Genomic DNA, 19,648 nt, shown 5'->3' on the forward strand with positions numbered 1-19,648 from the left:
ATGATACGAGGAAAAGACAACGTAATGGAGTGGGTGAAGAGTACACCGGGAATCAAGCAGGTTCAGGTAAGAACGGCCCCAGGTGCTGATGCTTTTCTGTTTCAGAGCGACGAAGGCGAGAACAAAAAGGCGATTGAGGATCGTCTGTCTCGGACTCTCGATTTCCTGGAACCCGGGAAATATTATATCGAAATGTCAGACGGGAACTCCCGCCGAAATTGGTACCGCGAGTTTTTCATTCTTGAAGGCGATGCAGCATCTGTACCAACCTTGTCGGGTCCGTCTATGAGTGGGGTATCTCCCGAAGAAGTAGATCGTCGCATCGCCGCAGCGCTCGATGCTCAGAAAAAAGAGTTTCGAATTGCCGAACTTGAAGCCAAAGTTGCCGAGTATGAAGACGAACTCGAAGAACGACAGACTCCGCTCCAGGAAGCTATCGGAAGAGTTACGCCTTATTTGCCGGCTATTCTGGATCGACTCTTTCCCAAGACTGGCATGCAAGTAGGGGTAGCAGGTACGTCCCATCCGATTCGGGTTAACACGAAATCCAATTCTGACGATAACAGCCGTATATTGCGAATTGCCGAACGGCTGGCTGCAATCGAGCCGAATTATCTCGATTTGCTCGAAAAACTGTGCGACAAACTGGAAGAGAATCCCGCCCTGTTGGGCATGATTAAACAATTTGCATAATGAAATATAATCCCAACATATTCAACAAAGGCGTATTTCCCCGGTTTACCGGTGTTACCGTATACGAGAAACCTTCGTACAGTTCGGCAGTACTTTATACCGTCAATGGATTCGTGGGAATGACCGATGGCATGTATGAGAATGTAGACGGATGGACCTGGTATCGAATTGGGGCCATCGATGGAACTCATGTATGGGGATGGGTGCGCGAGGACTATGTAGATCTGAAATCGGTGAGCCCGGTGGAATACAATACAGCCCAGGCGCGGCTCAACCTGATTATAGAAAACGACATGAACAGCCTTACCTATTTGCTGATCTCGGCCGAGTATTGTCGCCGGTTGGAAGCAAAGGGTTATGATGTGAGTGCCCAGAAGCAAAAGATTCGGGAACTGTACAACTCGATCGTCGAGAGAAACCAGGCGATAAAGGCAAGCAATACGGCTGAAAACATACAAGAAGGTCAAAGCACTTTGACCGAATTTGCCCCGGCTCTTCTGGCGATTGTCAACAATACGGCATTTGTCGGTCTTGTCATCTCTACGACAGCCCTTATAACAATTATTGTAGGTGCTGTATTAGTTGGAGCAACAGCTACATATTTCTATTTTACAAATGAAGCAAGAATGAAAGAATCTACTTATACATATGAAGAATGTAAAGAGCTTTCTGAAATTCTTGAAAAAGTAGATCCAGAGACTGCAAAAAAAATCCGATCGGACATAGACCGTCAGATAAAAGAAGCTGAAACACAAGGTTATAAAAATGGGTATTTTAAAGCCACATTTGGAGTATCTTGGTTTTCAGTTCTCAAGTGGGGTGCTATTGGTATCGGTGCGCTCTATCTTGTAAAATGGCTGAAAAACAACTTTTAACGCTATGATTTACAGCGATAAAATATACGATTCTGTTTGGTGTAACTTTTCTACGGAAGAAGAGTTACAAGCTATTCTTGACGAAGCTCAGCCCCCCAAGTTGACGAATCAGAATTTCCAGATCAACACCTGGAACTATACCGCTAAGAATGTTCCAAGAATCACCGCAGAGAATCTCGGGCACGAGTGGCCCGATTCGACTCCGTTCTGGTGGAACATCGAAAACTCGTACAAGAGTGCGGCAAAGGGATTTTCGGAAGAGCTTGTCGGGAAAGAGGTGACCCGGTTGTGCAGCTACCTGAATCTGAGAGCCCGGCCTACTTTCGAGTCGGTGGCAATCTATACAATCGATGTGAATCAGTATATATCCCATGCGCTTCAGCATCAAAAGGGATTCTTGACCGACTGGGATATTCCTTACCAAGTCCAACTAACCGGTCAGTTTGTCGATATGCCCGATGGCCGTTGGCACTACGTGTACATTGTCGATGCTCTACGCTTGAATACGGCGCTGTTTTCGTGGAATTTTCTGCCGAAACAGTTTGTCGAAGAGCAGTTCATCGCCGAGTTTATGGAGTTCTCAGGGCGGAAACCGACTCAAAAAGAGATAGACGATTACAAGAGCTCGCAAACCGACTTTCGATTTGCGTTCGTGCGTGAAGATCTCATCGGACAACTGCAACACCCCGAGTTTTTCGATATTGAATATCTGAAAAAGTTTGTTGGAGATGAATCTGAGCTTACTAATCGGGGGTGGAGTGATTTCCTGTATAAAGATTATCCATATTGGTTGCCGGCAAATTCAATAACGATTACATACGAAGAGTATGGTAATAAGGCTCTAAATGTTAGTGATATAGTATTGAGCCTTTTGCCAAAATCAAAACGCAAAGAAATAGAAGAAGCTCGAATGAGTCTTGCAGCTACGTTTGCTCATTATCCAGGCTGGTATAAGCCAGCCGGAGAACCGGCCTATCTGGTTCGGAAACAATCCAGGCCAACAGGCGAATTGGCCCAGGAGATTTACAAACTCGTTACCGGCGATCGATATGGGCGGTATGATTATCGGAAACCGCTCGATTGTTTTCGCGAGCTGATTCCCGGCTACCAATACCCGGGATTCTATCAATACGAATATGCGTATTATGAGAACGCAGACAAGGGGTTGTCATATCTTTACTTCTTGATTCCAAGGTATGATCTTTCCCATTTAAAAAACACCTCTTATATGGCTTATTTCGGAGATAAATATCCGCGTCAAAGAGTAACTGCGTATGAGAATGGAGGAAACTCCGAATATATGAAGGAGTGGGCTGACGAAGTGAAATCGGAGACGGAGATAGAAGAAGATTCGGGTGTTGCATCTACCAGCGAAGAAGTTGTGGACCGCAACCTTCTGGCAGGAGCCGGAGCGGTTGCTCTTGGATTGATTGTGTTGAACAAATGGATATAATCGTATGAATGAAAAAGACAACATACTGGACGGCGGAGGTTTCGACGATGTGGTCGTAACCGGTGAAGATCTCCAATGGCATCGATGGGCGGTAGTGGTAGCCGCTATTGCGGCCGTGTATTTTTTAACGATTCAAAAGTAGCGTGTTATGTGGTTTGAAAACAAGGTAACAACAAATAAAGAAGCATTCCTTCAAAAGGTAAAACTTATAGCTGTGAAATTGGGTATAGACCCGAACTGGCTGATGTTCGTTATGAACAGCGAAAGCGGGTTGAATCCGGCGGCTTACAATCCTAACGGCGGTGCCTCGGGTCTTATCCAATTCATGCCAGACACGGCGGTAGGGCTCGGTACGACTACCGCAGCTCTTCGCCAGATGTCGAATGTCGATCAGCTCGACTACGTGTACAAATATTTCTATCCCTACCGGGGAAGGATGGACAGCATCTACGACTTGTATTTGGTGACATTCTTTCCGGCTGCACTGGGGAAGGACGACAGCTATGTCTTGCAGACTTCGAAACTGTCGGCCAAGGTCATCGCCGATGCCAACCCGGGGATAGACCTGGACAACAACGACCAGATCACGGTGGGAGAGTTCAAACGCTGGATCGACTTAAAAAAAAAAGTATGGGTATAGAAACTGGTTGGAATGTCTACTGGATTTTTGGATCCGTTATCTGTGCCGGGATTTTATTGTGGTACCTCTTAAAGAAAGATGAAAATGATTAAGCCGATTAGAATCATATATAAGAACACGGTCCTTTCGTCAAACGGGACAATTACGAACGAGGGTGAAAATTCGCCTTCGGTCATTATCTTTCACAACCAGGGAACATCGATTGCTTACATCCTCGGGAATGTAGCTATTGTACCGGGACAGAACCTGGTGCTGAAAAACGATCCTGGAATTGTGATTGAAAACAGCTTTACCGTGACTTTTGACACATCGATAAGCGGGACGACCAATAACTTGTCCGTGATTCGCGGCTATTATAAAGAATAGGAGATAAAACTATGGCTAACGAATATCAACCGCTCGACATCAATCAGCATCCGATGGGAGTCTTGTGCCCTGGTGAACTCTATGCCCTGGACGATGTCTCTTCAGTGACTTTGCCCAATGCTGGCGTGTATCGCGTCTATTTCCAGAACAACACCAGCCTGGGAGTGTCTTTTCCTGATGGAACCAGCTCGACAATCTACGCGATGCAGGGCACCATCGAATACTTCTACCTGCCGGCAGGAACAGAAGTCTCGAATGAGACCGATTCGACAAGTATCTATCTGATAAAAATGAACTGATATGAGTGTGGGAAGAATGGGATTGGTACAGGCTGGATCGCCGGACAAACAGTGCCCCACGCTGGCCGAGTTGACCGCCGACGCTACGGCAACCGCCTCGCAAATTGCGGAAGGCGCTACCGCTTATGTGCAAGGAGAGAAAATCACCGGTACCATGCCGACTACTATCGATGTGGTTGCGGCTAAAATTAAGCTCGGGAATTCTACTTTTGAAGAAGTGCCGAGTTATTTTGATTTTTCTACGGTGATAGACGCTAGTTCTATGTTTGCAGATAACAAAATAGTCACATTTGAAGGAGTTAACTTTAAACTGGTAAAAAATGCTTATGGCATGTTTATTAGGAATTATGCACTCACAACTTTTAATAATATTTTTTTGACATTAACAACTACTTCTTTAATGTTTTATGCCTGCAATTTGCTTGCTACTGTTGAAGGAATTGATTTTTCTAATATATCAAATGCTATAAGTATGTTTTATAGGTGTTCTTCTCTTACTTCTTTCCAGAATACATCTACTATATCATGTTCTTTATCATTTGCCGATAGTCCTTTGCTGAATCCAAGTGATGCAGAATCTTCAATATTGGGAATGTTAGCTGATCTTACGGGGAAAACATCGCAAACAATAACATTTAATACCGAGCTGCAAAGCAGTATATCTGAAAGTGCAATTCAAGCAGCGACGGATAAGAACTGGGTTGTAAACTTTGCTGATAGCATGTAAAAAAAGATATGACAATGAAAATCGAAGAAAAAACCTATCAAAAAATTACTCCAGGAGTAGAAGGTAATTATCTTACAACCTTCCAAGATGGAGACGACATCCAGACTTATGAAGGGGCAAAAGTCATGTATTGCCCCGCATCATTCGATACATCTTCAGTAAGAGAGATTTCACCTGAAGAGCATCTTCAGTACCAAACTGATAGAGAAACCGAATTAAAACAAGAAACTGGGAACAATGCAAGAGCGTAATATTTTGTCTGGGATGTTAGCCTCATGGCTCACAATCTTTATCGAATCGATAGAACCGGTCAAGTGGTTCCTTCTGGCTTCCTTGTGCCTTATATTGGCCGATGCTAAGTTTGGAATAGAAGCAGCCCATAAAAGGGGAGAGCGAATCCGTAAAAGCCGGGCCATACGAAGGACTATCAACAAGATAATCGATTATATTTGTTGGATTCTTGTGGCCAACAGTGTAGGCGCCGCATTTGGAACCCCATTTGGTATTCCGATAATACCGGCAATAGTGCTATTTGTCATATACGGCTGTGAAATTAATTCTTGTTTTAATAACTATTTTGAGGCCCGAGGATCTAAGTTCCGAATCAATATCTTCAAATGGATAAAGACAAAAGCTCCCATATTGGAGCCTGAAGAAAAAAAAGATGCTCAAAATATTGAAAATCAAAAATAAATATCTATATTTGTACCTGAATCTTATTACGAAACCTTTATCTGGATTTTATATAGAAAGGTGAGCGAAATCTCGGTAAAATAGAAACGAACTTAAGAACGTATTTAACGGAAATAGGTTCACAAAAAAATGCCGGCCAATAAGCCGGCTATTTTTTTTAGAATACTGTATCAAAATTCTTAATTATAGGGTTGGCCTTTTCGATGTCATGAGGGGTGTAGATGTCGGTAATCAGGATGGAAGAGTGCCGTGCCTGGTCTCGGACCGATATGTTGTCTATTCTCGATCGTAACATGGTAGTTACACCTGTATCTTTTAAAGAATAGAATTTATACGAGTTCGGAAACTTTAGACTCTTTCGTACATAGTGAGTCCAATAGTCTCTAAATTGCTTTTCTGATCGCCAGGAATCTCCAGGGGACAAATTATCAGAAAACAGGTAAAAATCGCTTGGATAAGAAAACGAACCACAGTCGAGCATCAAGTCTATAATCTTTCGATTTATAGTCAGGACAGCATCTTTTTTGTTTTTGGTATAGTCACCATGGAGTAGAAGAGTACCTTCTTTAACATGGAAATCACCGATTTTTATATAGGATATTTCCTTGGGTCGAACAAAGCAGTAAAAAAGGATATAGCACGCGAGAAGGAATCGCTTGTTATGATTTTCACAATATTCACGGAGACGAACAAGGTCCGGCTCTGTTATAACTGTTCTTTGCTTCTTGAGCGATCGCTTGGGAAGAAAATCAATACCATCGGTAACAACCTTGTCTATGTATCCCTGCTTAAAACACCAGTTCGAAAATATCCGGAGAAAAGCCAGGTAATTGTTTCTCGTTTGAGCGCTGTTCTCTCTCTCGATGTAGATATGATCGATAAACTCGTTGATATAAGATCGATTGAATTGATAGATGTACGTGATCGGTACTTTTCGCATTTGGTTGTATCGTATGAGATTTCGTAGATATGAGATATATCCGATATATGTCTCTTCGCGAATGACGTTGTCGGATCGCAAGCGGGTTATGTAAGTCCGATATTTATCGGTTGCTTCCTCAAATAGAGATAATCCTTTGACATTATCATCACTGATATATGGATTCCATCCTCGGCGAAGTTGTTCATGCAATCGCAAGATTAAGTCTGAAGCATATTTCCGACGATCTGAAATTTTATTGATATGATTGATTTTGATGCGTTTAAGTTTTAGAGACCCGGATATTGGATCAAATGCGTAAAAACCAATATACCAATCTTTACCGGTTTTTCCAGTGTATAGCTTTGGAGGAGTGTAAGATATAACCTCCGACATCATGGAATTTTTTTGTGTAGACATTTTTTTTTAAGAAGAGATTTTTTTGGGAATCTCCCCTCGATTAAACATCTCCCGTATTTCTCCCGGTCGCTTTTAAGCGACAAAGGTTAACACCTTTATTTATAAGCTGTTAACCTTAATTTTGTCGGGGTAGCGGGATTCGAACCCACGACCCCCTGCTCCCAAAGCAGGTGCGCTAACCGGACTGCGCTACACCCCGAAACAAGCAATGGCCCTCTCTTTTTTGGGCAGGGCAAATTTACTGCTTTTTTTCGTATCGCCAACTATGGGCTTACATTTTTATCAAATTCTTCGGCAAAAGATACCTGTTTACCGATGTTTTATTTTAATTTTGCAAGGACATTCGGGCTGTTCCGAATGCCGTTGAGTAACCGAAATCAATAACAACAAAACATATAAATCCTATAACAATGTATAGAACGAATACATGTGGAGAGCTGCGATTGAGCCATGTGGGCCAACAGGTAACCCTGGCCGGTTGGGTGCAACGCAGCCGTAAGATGGGTGGTATGACTTTTGTCGATCTGCGCGATCGCTACGGTATCACTCAGTTGGTATTTAACCAGGAGACCAACGCCGGTTTGTGCGACCAGGCCAATAAACTGGGGCGCGAATATGTGATACAGGTGACGGGTACCGTGACCGAGCGCTCGAACAAGAACGCCAATCTGCCGACGGGCGACATCGAAATCATAGCCGAGAAACTGGTCATTCTCCATACGGCTGAGACTCCGCCCTTCACCATCGAAGACGAATCGGATGGCGGCGACGATATTCGCATGCAGTACCGTTACCTCGACTTGCGCCGTCCCATTGTACGCCGCAATCTCGAGTTGCGTCACAAGATGGCCTTCGAGGTACGTCGTTATCTCGACGAGTTGAACTTCCTCGAGGTAGAGACGCCTGTGCTGATAAAATCGACTCCCGAGGGTGCCCGCGACTTTGTGGTGCCGTCGAGAATGAATCCGGGCGAGTTCTATGCATTGCCGCAGTCGCCGCAAACGCTCAAGCAGTTGCTGATGGTGTCGGGCTTCGACCGCTATTTCCAGATTGTAAAGTGTTTCCGCGACGAAGACCTGCGGGCCGACCGTCAGCCCGAGTTTACGCAAATCGACTGCGAAATGTCGTTTGTGGAGCAAGAGGATATTCTCAATATCTTCGAGGGCATGATCAAGCATCTGTTCAAGAAAATCCGCGGTATCGAGTTCAACGAGCCGTTCTTGCGCATGACGTGGGCCGATGCCATGAAATACTACGGTAGCGACAAACCCGATATGCGTTTCGGCATGCGCTTTGTCGAGCTGAAGGATTTGACCGAGGGCCACAACTTCGGGGTGTTCGACAGTGCCGAGTATGTGGGCGGTATCTGCGCCGAAGGGTGTGCTACCTATTCGCGCAAACAGCTCGACGAGTTGACCGACTTTGTGAAACGTCCGCAAATCGGAGCCAAGGGCTTGATTTATGTACGTTTCGACGAGAACGGAAATCCCAAGTCGTCGGTCGACAAATTCTATTCGCCCGACGACCTGAAGAAGTGGGGCGAACGCTTCGGAGCCAAACCGGGCGACCTGCTGCTGATTCTGGCCGGTCCTGCGATGAAGACCCGCAAGGCACTGTGCGAACTGCGTCTGGAGATGGGTTCGCGTCTGGGCTTGCGCGATAAGAATACCTTTGCTCCGCTGTGGGTTATCGACTTCCCCTTGTTCGAGTGGGACGACGAGACACAACGCTTCTATGCGATGCACCACCCCTTCACCTCGCCCAAGGCCGAAGATATTCCCCTGCTCGATACCGATACGGGAGCCGTGCGGGCCAATGCCTACGACATGGTAATCAATGGCGTAGAGCTGGGTGGCGGTTCTATCCGTATTCACGACAGCGAGTTGCAAGACCACATGTTCCGTCTGTTGGGATTCACCGAAGAGCAGGCCGAAGCTCAATTCGGTTTCCTGATGAATGCCTTCAAATACGGAGCTCCTCCTCACGGAGGTCTGGCATTCGGTCTCGACCGCCTGGTATCGATGTTTGCCGGTCTTGATTCGATTCGCGACTGCATCGCATTCCCCAAGAACAACTCGGGTCGCGATGTCATGCTCAATGCACCGTCGCCGCTGGACGACTCGCAATTGAACGAATTGTGTATCAAAGTAGATTTGAAGGATTAACAGCACGTGGTAATTCTAAATGATATTATAGAGACCATCGAGTCGGTAGCACCTGTCGCCTGGCAAGAGTCGTACGACAATGCCGGGTTGCAGGTGGGCAACCGGTTTCAGCCGGTTTCGGGAGCGGTCGTATGTCTCGATGTGACCGAAGGGGTTGTCGACGAAGCTATCGCCTTGGGCTATAACTTGATTGTGTCGCATCACCCCCTGCTCTTCAAGGGGCTGAAATCGATTACGGGGAGGAGCTATGTCGAGCGTATTGTCATCAAGGCAATCCAACACAACATAGCCATCTATGCCGCCCATACCAATCTCGATAATGCTCCGGGCGGTGTCTCGTTCAGAATGGCCCGCAAGTTGGGCTTGACTGAGGTGCGGGTGCTCGACCCCATGCCCGGGTTGCTGATGAAACTGGTTACCTATGTGCCTGTTTCTCATGTCGAAGCGGTGAGAACCGCTCTGTTCGAGGCCGGGGCTGGACATATCGGCAATTACGACCAGTGCAGTTTCGGTCAGGAGGGCGAGGGTACCTATCGTCCCGGGGTGCAGGCTCATCCCTATTGCGGTACGATAGGCGAGCAGCATCGCGAGCCCGAGACTCGGCTCGAGGTAATCGTGCCCGCCTACATGCAGGGTGCCGTCGAGGCCGCCCTGAAGCGGAGCCATCCCTACGAAGAACCGGCTTTCGACTGGATACCCCTGGCCAATCGCTGGGAGCAGGTGGGGGCCGGCGTGGTGGGTAATTTGCCTGAACCGGCCGACGAACTGCTGGTGCTGGAGAAGCTGAAAGATACCTTTGCGGTAGGTTGTGTGAAGCATTCGCCTCTGCACGGGCGCAAGATTTCGCGTGTGGCCCTGTGTGGCGGTGCCGGAGCATCGCTCATGTCGAGAGCCGTTGCCGTCGGAGCCGATATGTTTGTGACGGGAGAGATACGGTATCACGATTATTTCGAATATGAGTCGCGTATCCTGCTGGCCGAAATCGGTCACTATGAGAGTGAACAATATACAAAAGAGATTTTTTGTGAGATTATTCAAAAAAAATTCCCTACCTTTGCAATCCGTTCTACACAAGTAGATACAAATCCGATAAATTATTTGTAACGTATGGCTACTGACAAAACAAAAGCTGAAAAAGAATATACAGTGGAAGAGAAGTTGAAAACACTGTACGATTTGCAAACCATTCTCTCGGAGATTGATAGAATAAAGACGCTGAGAGGTGAGCTGCCTCTCGAAGTTCAGGACCTTGAGGACGAGATCGCCGGTCTTGAAACGCGTATCAAAAACTACCATACCGAGATTGAAGACCTGAAAGCTGCCGTAGCGGCCAAAAAAGTAGAAATACAAAACGCCCAAACGCTTATCGACAAATATACCAAGCAGCAAGACAATGTGCGCAACAATCGCGAATTTGACTTCCTCTCGAAAGAGATAGAGTATCAGACTCTCGAAATTCAGTTGTGCGAGAAACGTATCAACGAATACATTGCCGCACAAGAGGCCAAGAGCAAAGAGGTGGCTGCTTCGGAAGAGACGCTGCAGGATCGTCAGCATATCCTGGCCGAGAAGAAGAGCGAACTCGACGAAATCGTTTCGGAGACGAAACAGGACGAGGAGAAGTTGAGAGAGAAGGCCAAGAAACTCGAGAACAAGGTAGAGCCCCGTTTGCTCGCTGCCTTCAAGCGCATCCGCAAGAATGCCCGCAACGGTCTGGCTGTGGTTTACATCCAACGCGACTCTTGCGGTGGTTGCTTCAACCGCATTCCGCCTCAAAGACAGCTCGACATCAAGATGCGTAAAAAGATTATCGTTTGCGAATACTGCGGACGTATCATGATTGACCCGGAACTTGCCGGTGTAAAAGAGGAGCATTAAATCGATTGCAACGATATGGAAACAGCCGGTCACCACTCGGGTGACCGGCTGTTTTGTTTTCTGCAACTTGCAGCTCGCAGGTTATTTGATTCGAATAGTCTGTATGGGTTGTTGCTTGACGGTGTCGAGCGGTTGTACCTGATATTTGACCCGACCGAAGTCGATGCTCTTCAGATCGAAGCAGCGGATAGCGCTGTTGTACATGGTGCGGTAGTAGAGCAGGCGGTTGGCCATGTCGGCAGCCGAAGTCCATTGCGTAGCGCTGGGGATGTCGGTAGGAGTCTGACCGGTCGTAAACTCAGCTCCTATGGGGATGTCGAAGTTGTTGAGAATGTGGAAACTCTCGGTAACGGCTTCGATTGCAGACTGGGACTGTGGAGCGGTGGTCTGGTAAAAGGCCGCACGCACAAAGCGGGAGGGCGGCGTGATGTCGCCGGGAAGACCCAGAAATCCGCTGCCGGCACCGAACGAGGATAGCTTGATGTCGCCGAACGACTTGGGTTCGGTCGTTCCCGGATAGAGGTTGATGTAGTTGTTGAGATTGGTCATTTGCCAATCGAAGCCCGGCGAGTTGGTGAGTACCCCCAGCTTGTTTTCATAAAATTGCATCTTGCCGGCAATAATCTCCAGCACCACTTGGCGGCCTGTTACGTCGGTCATGCGCCAGTGGACCGTCGAGGCCCGCGGGTCTATCGATACGACGTGCATCGTTTTCAGTCCTTCGATGGCTTCGTCGACAGTGGCGAAGTTGCCCAGAATCCAGGCAACCAGTTGCAGGTCGGCCATGCTCGAGGCTTGTTGTGCCGGGTTATAGGCTTCGTATTGTCCGTAATTGGGAAAGTAGAAGAGCCCGGCCGACAATCCGGCTTCGTTCAGTCCTTCGGCTACAAACTCTTTTTGCTCTACGGCCAATCCCACATAGCCATATTTGGCTGTAAATTTCATGCCGGTTTGTTGCCCGCCCGGTACATAGGAGCGTTGTTCGTATCCGCGGGGAACAATCACATATTGGCTGTTCAAGTCGCTGCCGCCCCATTCGATGGTACGGGCTACGATTTTGGAACCGTCTTTTACCGTGAGGGTAATTCCCGTGCACGCCCATAGCCGTGGTGTAGCAATAGCGGCAGCCGCAATCAGTAAGGAAAATAATCGTTTCATCGTTGCTGTATATTAAGTTAGAACATGTGCGATAGTCTGGCCGATTCAAAGGTATGAAAATATTTACGAACCCCATGGGGGTGAATGTATTTCTCGTCACTGAGCCTGTTGCCGGCCTTTTTATAAACGCTCGATGGTTGTGAAAAGTTTGGGAACGGAGCTGAAGAAAAGAATGGGTAAAAAAATACCGACCGAAGGGAGACTTCAGTCGGTATGATATGATTTTTTCTCCGATGAATTTAGAACCGGAAACTGATGTAGAAGTAGTTACCCGACGTTTTCCAGGTCTGGTTCTCGTCGTCGATTTTATATGAAGTAGAGCCCCAACGGTATTCATAGCCCAGCGAGATAACTTTGTATGAAGCAGCCAAACCGGTATTGAAGTAAGAGCCGTAGTTGCCTTTGAACTCGTTGCCGTCGGTATTGAACATCATCGAGTAGGTGGGGTCATAGCGGAAATAGAGATTGACCTTCAGGAAGTCGATAGGGTTGACGGTAATCGAGGGGCCGAACTGCATGGAGATTTCTCCTTTGTAAATATCACTGTCGTCCCGGGTATAGAGTCCGTCTTCCTCTTCGTATTGAGCTACGGCAATGTCGAAGAAGGTCCAGTCCAAACCGAATTTGATCATACCCAGAAGCGGTTTTTTGTGCAGGTAATAGGTTTTGCCACGTCCGATAGAGAATGCAAAATCGCTGTTCAATTTCGGTTGTCCGTTACCTCGGTCGAGCGAGGTCATACCATAGGCGATATAAAAGTATTTGCTGCGTTTCCAAATCTTTTCCTGACGAGCCAGATATTCGAGTTTGGCGTTCATCTCGTTGGTGAGGTTTACCAGCGAAGTGTTAAGGCTGTCTACCTGATTACGCAATGCTTTGTTCTGGTTGCGATAGACAAAGAGCGAATCTTTCAGTTGGTCGTTCTCGACCGACAGCTCCTTGTATTTGCCCAACAAGTTTTTCTGTGCTCCGTCAAGCGAGTCTTTAGTAGCCAGGAGTAGTGCGTGTTTGCTTTTGAGGGTCGAGTTTTCCTGCGACAGTGTCTGATTGGCGGTTGTCTTTTCGTCGATGACTTTTTGCATGACACCGATCGAATCCTTCAACATTTGGTTCTGCTTTTTCAGAGTCTGAGCCGACAGAGGTATTATCGACATTCCGATAAGACATAAGAGTACAATTCGTTTCATAATTTTAGATCTTTGTTTCAGGACAAAAGTATATAAAAAGAATAATATACGTATAATAATCTTTATTCTTTTGTTCGGAATTATTGGAGCCTTGTACCTGTTCTTTAACTTAATATCGACAAGAGCAGTAGCTAGCTGATAAATATCTCGGGCATGCCCGCAGCAGAGTCGGGGGTAGAGTACTGCTCCAGCAGGTGGAAGCACATCCGTTGCGAGCGTATGGGTGGGCCTGGGGTGCGGACATATTGGTTACCCAGATATTCGTCTATGCGGCAGGCTTTTACATTGTCTCGCAACTGCAGGTCTATGACCGACAGGATTTCGTTTTTGATATGCTGGTCGAAAATGGGTACGGCGGTCTCGATGCGGCGGTTCAGGTTGCGGCGCATCCAGTCGGCCGACGACAGATATACCTCTTCGCGTCCCCCGGCATAGAAGTACCAGATGCGGGCATGCTCGAGGTACGAGTCGATGATGCGCGTCATGTGTATGTTGCGGCTGTAAGGCTGGTTGGGTACCAGGCAGTTGATGCCGCGCACCAGCAGGTCGATGTGTACGCCTGCCTCGCTGGCATCGTAGAGGGCATCAATCATGCCCGTGTCGTGCAGGCCGTTCATTTTCAGAATGATGTGTGCCTTCCGTCCCTGACGGGCCTCTTCCATCTCGAAACGTATTTTCCGTTTCAACTCGTCGACCATGTTGAACTGGGCCACGAGCAACGTCTTGAAATCGCGGTCTTTTGAAGAACCGTCGAGTATGGAGAAGAGCTTGTCGAGTTCGCTCGTAATGGCGCGGTTGACGGTAAACAGCCCCATGTCGGAGTAGATGCGGGCTGTGTCTTCGTTGAAGTTGCCGGTACTCATGAAAGCATAGGCTTGGGGGTGAGAGCTGTCGGTAGGGGCACACTTGACCAATAAGGCCTTGGCATGGACCTTCAATCCCGGGGTGCTGTATACGACACGAACACCCGACTCCTGCATCAGTTCCGAGGTGATGATGTTGTTCTCCTCGTCGAACCGGGCTTTGATTTCGACATATACCGTCACCTGTTTCCCCTGTTTGGCGGCGTAGAGCAACCGGTCTATCACTTCGGAGTTTTCGGCTACCCGATATTGTGTGAGTTTTATTTCAGTCACGGCCGGGTTCTCGGCAGCCTCGGTCAGGAACCGGGTGAGGTAGTCGAACGACTGATAGGGGAAGTGTATCAGAAAGTCGCGGTGACGAATTACCTCGAACATCGATGGCGCATTGTCGAAGATGGGTAACCGCATGGGCGAGGGGAGTGTCTCGCTCAATACCTTGCCGGTGAGGTTGGGTAGCTTGGTCAGATCCTCCAGATTCAAATACCGGCTCGAGCGGATGCACTGGCCGTGTGGAATGTCGTAGGCTTCGCAGATATACTCCAGCATGTCGCGAGGCATGCAGCCGTCGTAGACCAACCGGTTGGCGTTGCCTATCTTGCGTTTCTTGACCCGCTTGCGCACGGCATCGACAATGTTGGCCCCCTCTTTGGGCTCGATGGAAAAGTCGGCATCGCGCGAGACCCGTATCGCATAGTGCGAGTCGATGTCGAATCCCGGGAAGACGATGTCGAGGTTCAAGGCAATCATGTCGTCGATAAACATCACGTAGTTCTTTCCGTTGTGCGGAGTGAGCTTGATAAACCGCGGCACTTTGCTGAACGGAATCTTTATCTGGGCATAGAACGGTTGTCGGTCGGGGTTGTTGCGTTCGCTCTTCCGATACATTTTGATGGCCAGGTAGAGCCGGTTGTCGCGCAGGAAAGAGACGATGTCGTCTTTCAATATCAACACCGGCTGCAAGAAAGGGAATACCTCTTCTTTAAAGAAGTTACGCACCTCGTCCCGGTGGCACTCCTCGATTTTCTCCTGATGGTACAGCACCATACCCTCGCGCTCGAGTTCGGGGATGATGTCGTTGAAAAAGAATTTGTTGAAGTCGTCGACCTGCTGGTTGACTTCCCGGTTAATTGACTCCAAGGTACGCTCGGCCTGCTCCTTCTCCTCGTCGCTTTTCGCAGAGTCCGACAGAATCTGGTGATACTCCGAAACCCTCACGCGATAAAATTCCTCTTGATTCGACTGGTATATCGACAGAAACCTGATGCGGTCGAACAACGGCACCGTCTTGTCCATGGCCTCCATCAATACCCGGTAATTGAAAGATAACCAACTGATATCACGTTTGAAATACTTCCGAACATTTTCCATAGTCATCGTCGTAAGGATTAAGTAACGGTAAATATACAAATAATGTTCGGGTGTACAAATTTTTCTCGCAAATCTGCATGTCTCGTTTCTCCATATCTTACTGCATGAATCTGTTGTTTCTTGCAATTATTCCACAGAATTTTTTTAATTTTGCAGATAGCGAATTATGGCCCTGGCAGGGGCTTGAAAAACAATGGTCATGGATCACAAAACTTTTTTGACGCAGTTGCAGACCCGTTTGGGCAAAGATAAAGGGGAGGTCGAGGAGTATATGTCGGCCTTTCTCCAAATCATGAAAGAGCGTTGTGCACAGATGGACTCGGTAGCTATTCAGGGGTTCGGCACGTTCGAACCGAAGAAGAAGCTGGAACGGGTTGTCGTGAATCCTGCTACGGGCAAACGCATGCTTGTGCCCCCCAAAATGATTCTGTCGTTTAAGCCGGGCAGCGCTATTAAAATGAAACTTAAAATGCTCTCGTCGAAATGAATGAAAAAATATCTTTCCCCGATTTGGTCACTCTGCTCGCCACAAAACTGAATGTGACGAAAAAGGAGGCCGAGGCTTTTCTCAAGGAGTTCTTCACGATTTCGACAGAGGTTATCTCGTCGGGCGAGGAGCTGAGAATCAACGAGCTGGGTGTATTCAAGCCCATTTGGGTAGAACCTCGTGCCAGCGTGAACGTGCAGACGGGCGAGCCGGTGGAGATACCGGGCCATTACAAGGTGTCGTTTGTTCCCGACAAGGTGCTGCGCGAGGCGGTGAATGCTCCCTTTTCGAGCTTTTCGGTCGAGATTCTCAATGACCACGTGTCGACCGAGGCCATGATGGCCGTAGGCGATGAAGGAATGGCCGAAAGTCGTGAGGGCGATGGATCCGAAGAGGAGCCGGTGGCGGCCGACGAACCGGCAGCCCCGGAGGCGATGCCCCTTCAAGAAGAGGTTGAAGACGCCATTATGCCCGAAACAGATAAGCCTGAAGCGCCGGAGATCGAAGACCTGCCGGGCGAAAAGGAGGAGCAACCGGTTGTTCCCGAATCGGGCGTGATACCTGAACCGGCCTCTGACCCGGATGCCGAAACAGAGCCGGAGCCCGATGTGGTTTCATTGGAGCAAGATGAGCCAGCCGAAACCTCGGAAGAGCAACCGCTCGAGACCGAGATCCAACCCGCCGTAGAGCCTGTGGCTGAAACCCAGGCGGAGCCTGTTGCGGACGAACCGAAAGCCGAAGTCCCGGCTCTTATCCCCGTAGAAACCGATGCCGACCATACCGACTATTTGCAGAAGTCGGCCTCGCGCCGGGCCTTCTGGTGGGGAGCCCTTTCGGCGCTGGGTGTAATCGTGGTTATCGGGGTAGCCGTGGGGTTCTTCTTGCGGAGAGATGAAAAAATCAAGATAGGCGAATATACACTTTCACTAACCAATGAAGAGGTATTCGCGCCTCAGCTGCAAGCGAACCAAGTGGCCGATACGGTTGTTGTATCGGAGCCGGTCGATACGACGGCTATGGTCGATGTGGCCGAACGGGATTCCGTAGCTGAAAAGCCGGTTGCCCAGTCAGAGAAAACCGAGCGTGTGGAGAAAACAGAAAAAACGAGCCAGTCGGCAACAACACCCACAACGGCTGTAGAGGCCGAGCCGGTGGTCGAGACCATCCGATCGGGGGTATTTCTCACGACGTTGGCCCGTAAATACTTCGGGCACAAGACTTTCTGGGTATATATCTACGAAGAGAATAAAAAGGTGATTAAGAATCCCAATCAGGTACCCATCGGAACACGGGTGGTTATTCCCGAAGCTTCGAAGTATCATATCGATGCCAAAGACAGACGTTCGGTCGAAGCTGCCAAGGCTCTGGCCGTGAAGATTCTGAGCCAGTATGAGTGACCGATAGCTGAGTCGTTGACCGAAGTGGTTGGCGACTTAGTCTTTTTTAAGTGAATGGTTAGCCATTTTTAACGCGATAGGGGAGATATAGAGCCTCTCTATCGCTAATTTTGCGAGAGATAAAGTGAAAAAACGTATAAATTGAAAATATAAAAAGAGAAAACGTATGAGTGAAACAGTTGATATTCGGGAGTTGAACGACCTGATTGCCAGCAAGAGTTCGTTCGTGAATATGATTACACAGGGCATGGACCAGGTGATTGTAGGCCAGAAGCATCTGATCGATTCGTTGATGATTGGTTTGCTTTCCAACGGTCACATCTTGCTCGAAGGTGTTCCGGGTTTGGCCAAGACGTTGGCCATCAAGACGCTGGCTTCGCTGATCGACTCGAAATACAGCCGTATCCAGTTTACCCCCGACCTGTTGCCTGCCGACGTGGTAGGTACCATGGTATACAGCCAGGCCAAGGAGCAGTTCCAAATCAAGAAGGGCCCCATCTTCGCCAACTTCGTGCTGGCCGATGAAATCAACCGTGCCCCGGCCAAGGTACAGAGTGCCTTGCTCGAGGCCATGCAGGAGCGCCAGGTGACCATCGGCGAGCAGACGTTCCGTCTCGACGATCCTTTCCTGGTAATGGCTACACAGAACCCCATCGAGCAGGAGGGTACCTATCCGCTGCCCGAGGCGCAAGTCGACCGTTTCATGCTCAAGGTGATTATAAGCTATCCCAAGAAAGAGGAGGAGAAGCAGATTATCCGCCAGAACATCAGCGGACGTAAGGTCGAAATTAAACCGGTGCTGAAACCCTCTGAAATTATCGAGGCTCGCGATATTGTACAAAAGGTATACATCGACGAGAAGATCGAGCGCTATATCGTCGACATCGTGTTTGCTACCCGTTTCCCGCAAGATCACGGTCTGGCCGACTTGAAAGAGATGATTTCGTTCGGTGCTTCGCCTCGTGCCTCTATCAGTCTGGCCATGGCAGCTCGCGCCTATGCCTTCTTGAAACAACGCGGCTATGTGATTCCCGAGGATGTGCGTGCCGTATGCCACGACGTGCTGCGTCATCGTATCGGGCTCAGCTACGAAGCCGAGGCCAACAACATGACGGCCGAGGAGATTATCAGCGAGATACTCAACAAGGTAGAAGTACCCTAAATAACCGGTTAGGGAGAGCTGCTGTTTATGGAAACCAGTGAACTGTTAAAGAAAGTCCGTCATATAGAGATAAAGACGAGGGGTCTCTCCCGCAACATCTTTGCGGGTCAGTACCACTCGGCCTTCAAGGGGAGGGGTATGGCCTTCTCCGAAGTGAGGGAGTATCAGTATGGCGACGATGTGAGAGATATAGACTGGAATGTGACAGCCCGCTACAACAAGCCCTTTGTGAAGGTTTTCGAAGAGGAACGTGAACTGACGGTGATGTTGTTGGTCGATGTCTCTGCCAGCCGTAACTTCGGTGCCGTGGGAGAGGCCAAGCGTGAAATGATGGCCGAGGTCGCTGCCACGATAGCCTTTTCGGCCATACAGAACAACGACAAGATCGGCATGATTTTCTTCTCGGACAAAATCGAGAAGTTTATCCCGCCGAAGAAGGGGCGCAAGCATATCCTCTATATCATACGCGAACTGATCGATTTCACCCCCGACAATACGGGAACCAACATAGGTCTGGCCTTGGAGTACATGACCAACGCCATCAAGAAACGGTGTACGACGTTTTTAATCTCCGACTTCATCGATAACGGCGATTACAAAAACGCCCTCTCCATTGCCAACCGCCGGCACGACCTGGTAGCCATACAGGTCTACGACCGTCGGGAGTCGCAGCTGCCCAACGTGGGGCTCATCAAGTTGCAAGACTCCGAGCGGGGTGTCGAGCAGTGGGTCGACTCGTCGTCGGCCGCCGTGCGGGCCCGGTATGCCGAGTGGTGGAATGCCCGGCAAGACAAGATGCTGACCACCTTGCGCAAGAGCCGTGTCGACCTGGCGACCATCGCCACCGACGACGACTTTGTGGTGGCCCTGATGAATCTCTTCCAGCGAAGAGGGTAAT

At 48.5% G+C, this 19,648-nt stretch carries 21 protein-coding genes and 1 tRNA gene; 17 read left to right on the forward strand and 5 right to left on the reverse strand.

The genetic code is table 11. The annotated features are described in order from the left end of the window. The 10 genes from ABGT88_RS07865 (at position 1) to ABGT88_RS07910 (ending at position 5,746) form a co-directional block, all read left to right on the forward strand. The gene (locus tag ABGT88_RS07865) at positions 1-693 is read left to right on the forward strand and encodes a hypothetical protein (protein ID WP_346701403.1); all 693 of its coding nucleotides are present in this window, start codon (positions 1-3) and stop codon (positions 691-693) included. Beyond that, complete coding sequence (locus ABGT88_RS07870) at positions 693-1,568, forward strand: hypothetical protein (protein WP_346701405.1); 876 nt, start codon at positions 693-695, stop codon at positions 1,566-1,568. The genes ABGT88_RS07865 and ABGT88_RS07870 overlap by 1 nt, the downstream gene beginning before the upstream one ends. A gap of 4 nt (positions 1,569-1,572) precedes the next feature. Further along, positions 1,573-3,021 carry a hypothetical protein gene (locus ABGT88_RS07875; protein WP_346701407.1) on the forward strand — a complete coding sequence of 483 codons (1,449 nt, stop codon included), beginning with the start codon at positions 1,573-1,575 and terminating at the stop codon, positions 3,019-3,021. Between the two features lie 4 nt (positions 3,022-3,025). After that, positions 3,026-3,163: a hypothetical protein gene (locus tag ABGT88_RS07880; protein ID WP_346701409.1), complete on the forward strand. Its 138-nt coding sequence runs from the start codon at positions 3,026-3,028 to the stop codon at positions 3,161-3,163. Between the two features lie 72 nt (positions 3,164-3,235). After that, positions 3,236-3,661, forward strand: coding sequence for a transglycosylase SLT domain-containing protein (locus ABGT88_RS07885; protein WP_346701411.1), 426 nt, complete (start codon positions 3,236-3,238; stop codon positions 3,659-3,661). Between the two features lie 78 nt (positions 3,662-3,739). Further along, complete coding sequence (locus ABGT88_RS07890) at positions 3,740-4,027, forward strand: hypothetical protein (protein ID WP_346701413.1); 288 nt, start codon at positions 3,740-3,742, stop codon at positions 4,025-4,027. Positions 4,028-4,038: 11 nt separating this feature from the next. Beyond that, on the forward strand, positions 4,039-4,326 hold the full coding sequence (locus ABGT88_RS07895; protein ID WP_346701415.1) for a hypothetical protein: 288 nt from the start codon (positions 4,039-4,041) through the stop codon (positions 4,324-4,326). Between the two features lies 1 nt (position 4,327). Continuing rightward, positions 4,328-5,053, forward strand: coding sequence for a hypothetical protein (locus ABGT88_RS07900; protein WP_346701416.1), 726 nt, complete (start codon positions 4,328-4,330; stop codon positions 5,051-5,053). Between the two features lie 14 nt (positions 5,054-5,067). Next, a complete protein-coding gene (locus tag ABGT88_RS07905) occupies positions 5,068-5,304 on the forward strand; it encodes a hypothetical protein (RefSeq protein ID WP_346701418.1) in 237 nt (78 codons plus the stop codon). Continuing rightward, positions 5,291-5,746 carry a phage holin family protein gene (locus ABGT88_RS07910; RefSeq protein WP_346701420.1) on the forward strand — a complete coding sequence of 152 codons (456 nt, stop codon included), beginning with the start codon at positions 5,291-5,293 and terminating at the stop codon, positions 5,744-5,746. The genes ABGT88_RS07905 and ABGT88_RS07910 overlap by 14 nt, the downstream gene beginning before the upstream one ends. Before the next feature lie 157 nt (positions 5,747-5,903). On the opposite strand, the gene ABGT88_RS07915 is transcribed toward ABGT88_RS07910, so the two are convergent. After that, positions 5,904-7,085 carry a tyrosine-type recombinase/integrase gene (locus tag ABGT88_RS07915; RefSeq protein ID WP_346701422.1) on the reverse strand — a complete coding sequence of 394 codons (1,182 nt, stop codon included), beginning with the start codon at positions 7,083-7,085 and terminating at the stop codon, positions 5,904-5,906. 124 nt (positions 7,086-7,209) lie between these two features. Next, positions 7,210-7,284, reverse strand: a tRNA-Pro gene (locus ABGT88_RS07920). A 211-nt stretch (positions 7,285-7,495) separates the two neighbouring features. Between ABGT88_RS07920 and aspS the strand changes: the two genes are divergently transcribed. Genes aspS through ABGT88_RS07935 form a run of 3 tightly spaced genes read left to right on the forward strand, consistent with a single transcriptional unit; the run spans position 7,496 to position 11,128 of the window. Further along, complete coding sequence (gene aspS, locus ABGT88_RS07925; RefSeq protein WP_298664110.1) at positions 7,496-9,250, forward strand: aspartate--tRNA ligase; 1,755 nt, start codon at positions 7,496-7,498, stop codon at positions 9,248-9,250. A 6-nt stretch (positions 9,251-9,256) separates the two neighbouring features. Next, positions 9,257-10,354: a Nif3-like dinuclear metal center hexameric protein gene (locus ABGT88_RS07930; RefSeq protein WP_346701425.1), complete on the forward strand. Its 1,098-nt coding sequence runs from the start codon at positions 9,257-9,259 to the stop codon at positions 10,352-10,354. A 3-nt stretch (positions 10,355-10,357) separates the two neighbouring features. Next, the gene (locus tag ABGT88_RS07935) at positions 10,358-11,128 is read left to right on the forward strand and encodes a zinc ribbon domain-containing protein (RefSeq protein ID WP_087407491.1); all 771 of its coding nucleotides are present in this window, start codon (positions 10,358-10,360) and stop codon (positions 11,126-11,128) included. A gap of 81 nt (positions 11,129-11,209) precedes the next feature. Here ABGT88_RS07935 and ABGT88_RS07940 read toward each other — a convergent pair whose 3' ends face one another. The 3 genes from ABGT88_RS07940 to ppk1 form a co-directional block, all read right to left on the reverse strand. Next, positions 11,210-12,286, reverse strand: a complete 1,077-nt coding sequence (locus ABGT88_RS07940; RefSeq protein ID WP_346701427.1) for a choloylglycine hydrolase family protein — start codon at positions 12,284-12,286, stop codon at positions 11,210-11,212. A gap of 239 nt (positions 12,287-12,525) precedes the next feature. After that, complete coding sequence (locus ABGT88_RS07945; RefSeq protein WP_258327897.1) at positions 12,526-13,473, reverse strand: hypothetical protein; 948 nt, start codon at positions 13,471-13,473, stop codon at positions 12,526-12,528. A 131-nt stretch (positions 13,474-13,604) separates the two neighbouring features. Continuing rightward, the gene (gene ppk1, locus ABGT88_RS07950) at positions 13,605-15,704 is read right to left on the reverse strand and encodes a polyphosphate kinase 1 (RefSeq protein ID WP_346701429.1); all 2,100 of its coding nucleotides are present in this window, start codon (positions 15,702-15,704) and stop codon (positions 13,605-13,607) included. A gap of 199 nt (positions 15,705-15,903) precedes the next feature. On the opposite strand from ppk1, the gene ABGT88_RS07955 reads away from it, so the two are divergent. From ABGT88_RS07955 to ABGT88_RS07970, 4 genes are all read left to right on the forward strand, one after another. After that, positions 15,904-16,191 carry an HU family DNA-binding protein gene (locus ABGT88_RS07955; protein ID WP_087407487.1) on the forward strand — a complete coding sequence of 96 codons (288 nt, stop codon included), beginning with the start codon at positions 15,904-15,906 and terminating at the stop codon, positions 16,189-16,191. Then, complete coding sequence (locus ABGT88_RS07960; RefSeq protein ID WP_346701432.1) at positions 16,188-17,588, forward strand: HU family DNA-binding protein; 1,401 nt, start codon at positions 16,188-16,190, stop codon at positions 17,586-17,588. Before ABGT88_RS07955 ends, ABGT88_RS07960 begins: the two co-directional genes overlap by 4 nt. 166 nt (positions 17,589-17,754) lie before the next feature. Then, positions 17,755-18,750 (forward strand): MoxR family ATPase, encoded by a 996-nt coding sequence (locus ABGT88_RS07965; protein WP_087407485.1) that lies wholly within the window; start codon positions 17,755-17,757, stop codon positions 18,748-18,750. 27 nt (positions 18,751-18,777) lie between these two features. Then, on the forward strand, positions 18,778-19,647 hold the full coding sequence (locus tag ABGT88_RS07970; protein WP_087407484.1) for a DUF58 domain-containing protein: 870 nt from the start codon (positions 18,778-18,780) through the stop codon (positions 19,645-19,647). Position 19,648 lies beyond the last annotated feature (1 nt).

Source organism: Barnesiella sp. An22, from assembly GCF_963931395.1.
In the GTDB taxonomy this organism is placed as follows: Bacteria; Bacteroidota; Bacteroidia; order Bacteroidales; family Barnesiellaceae; genus Barnesiella; species Barnesiella merdigallinarum.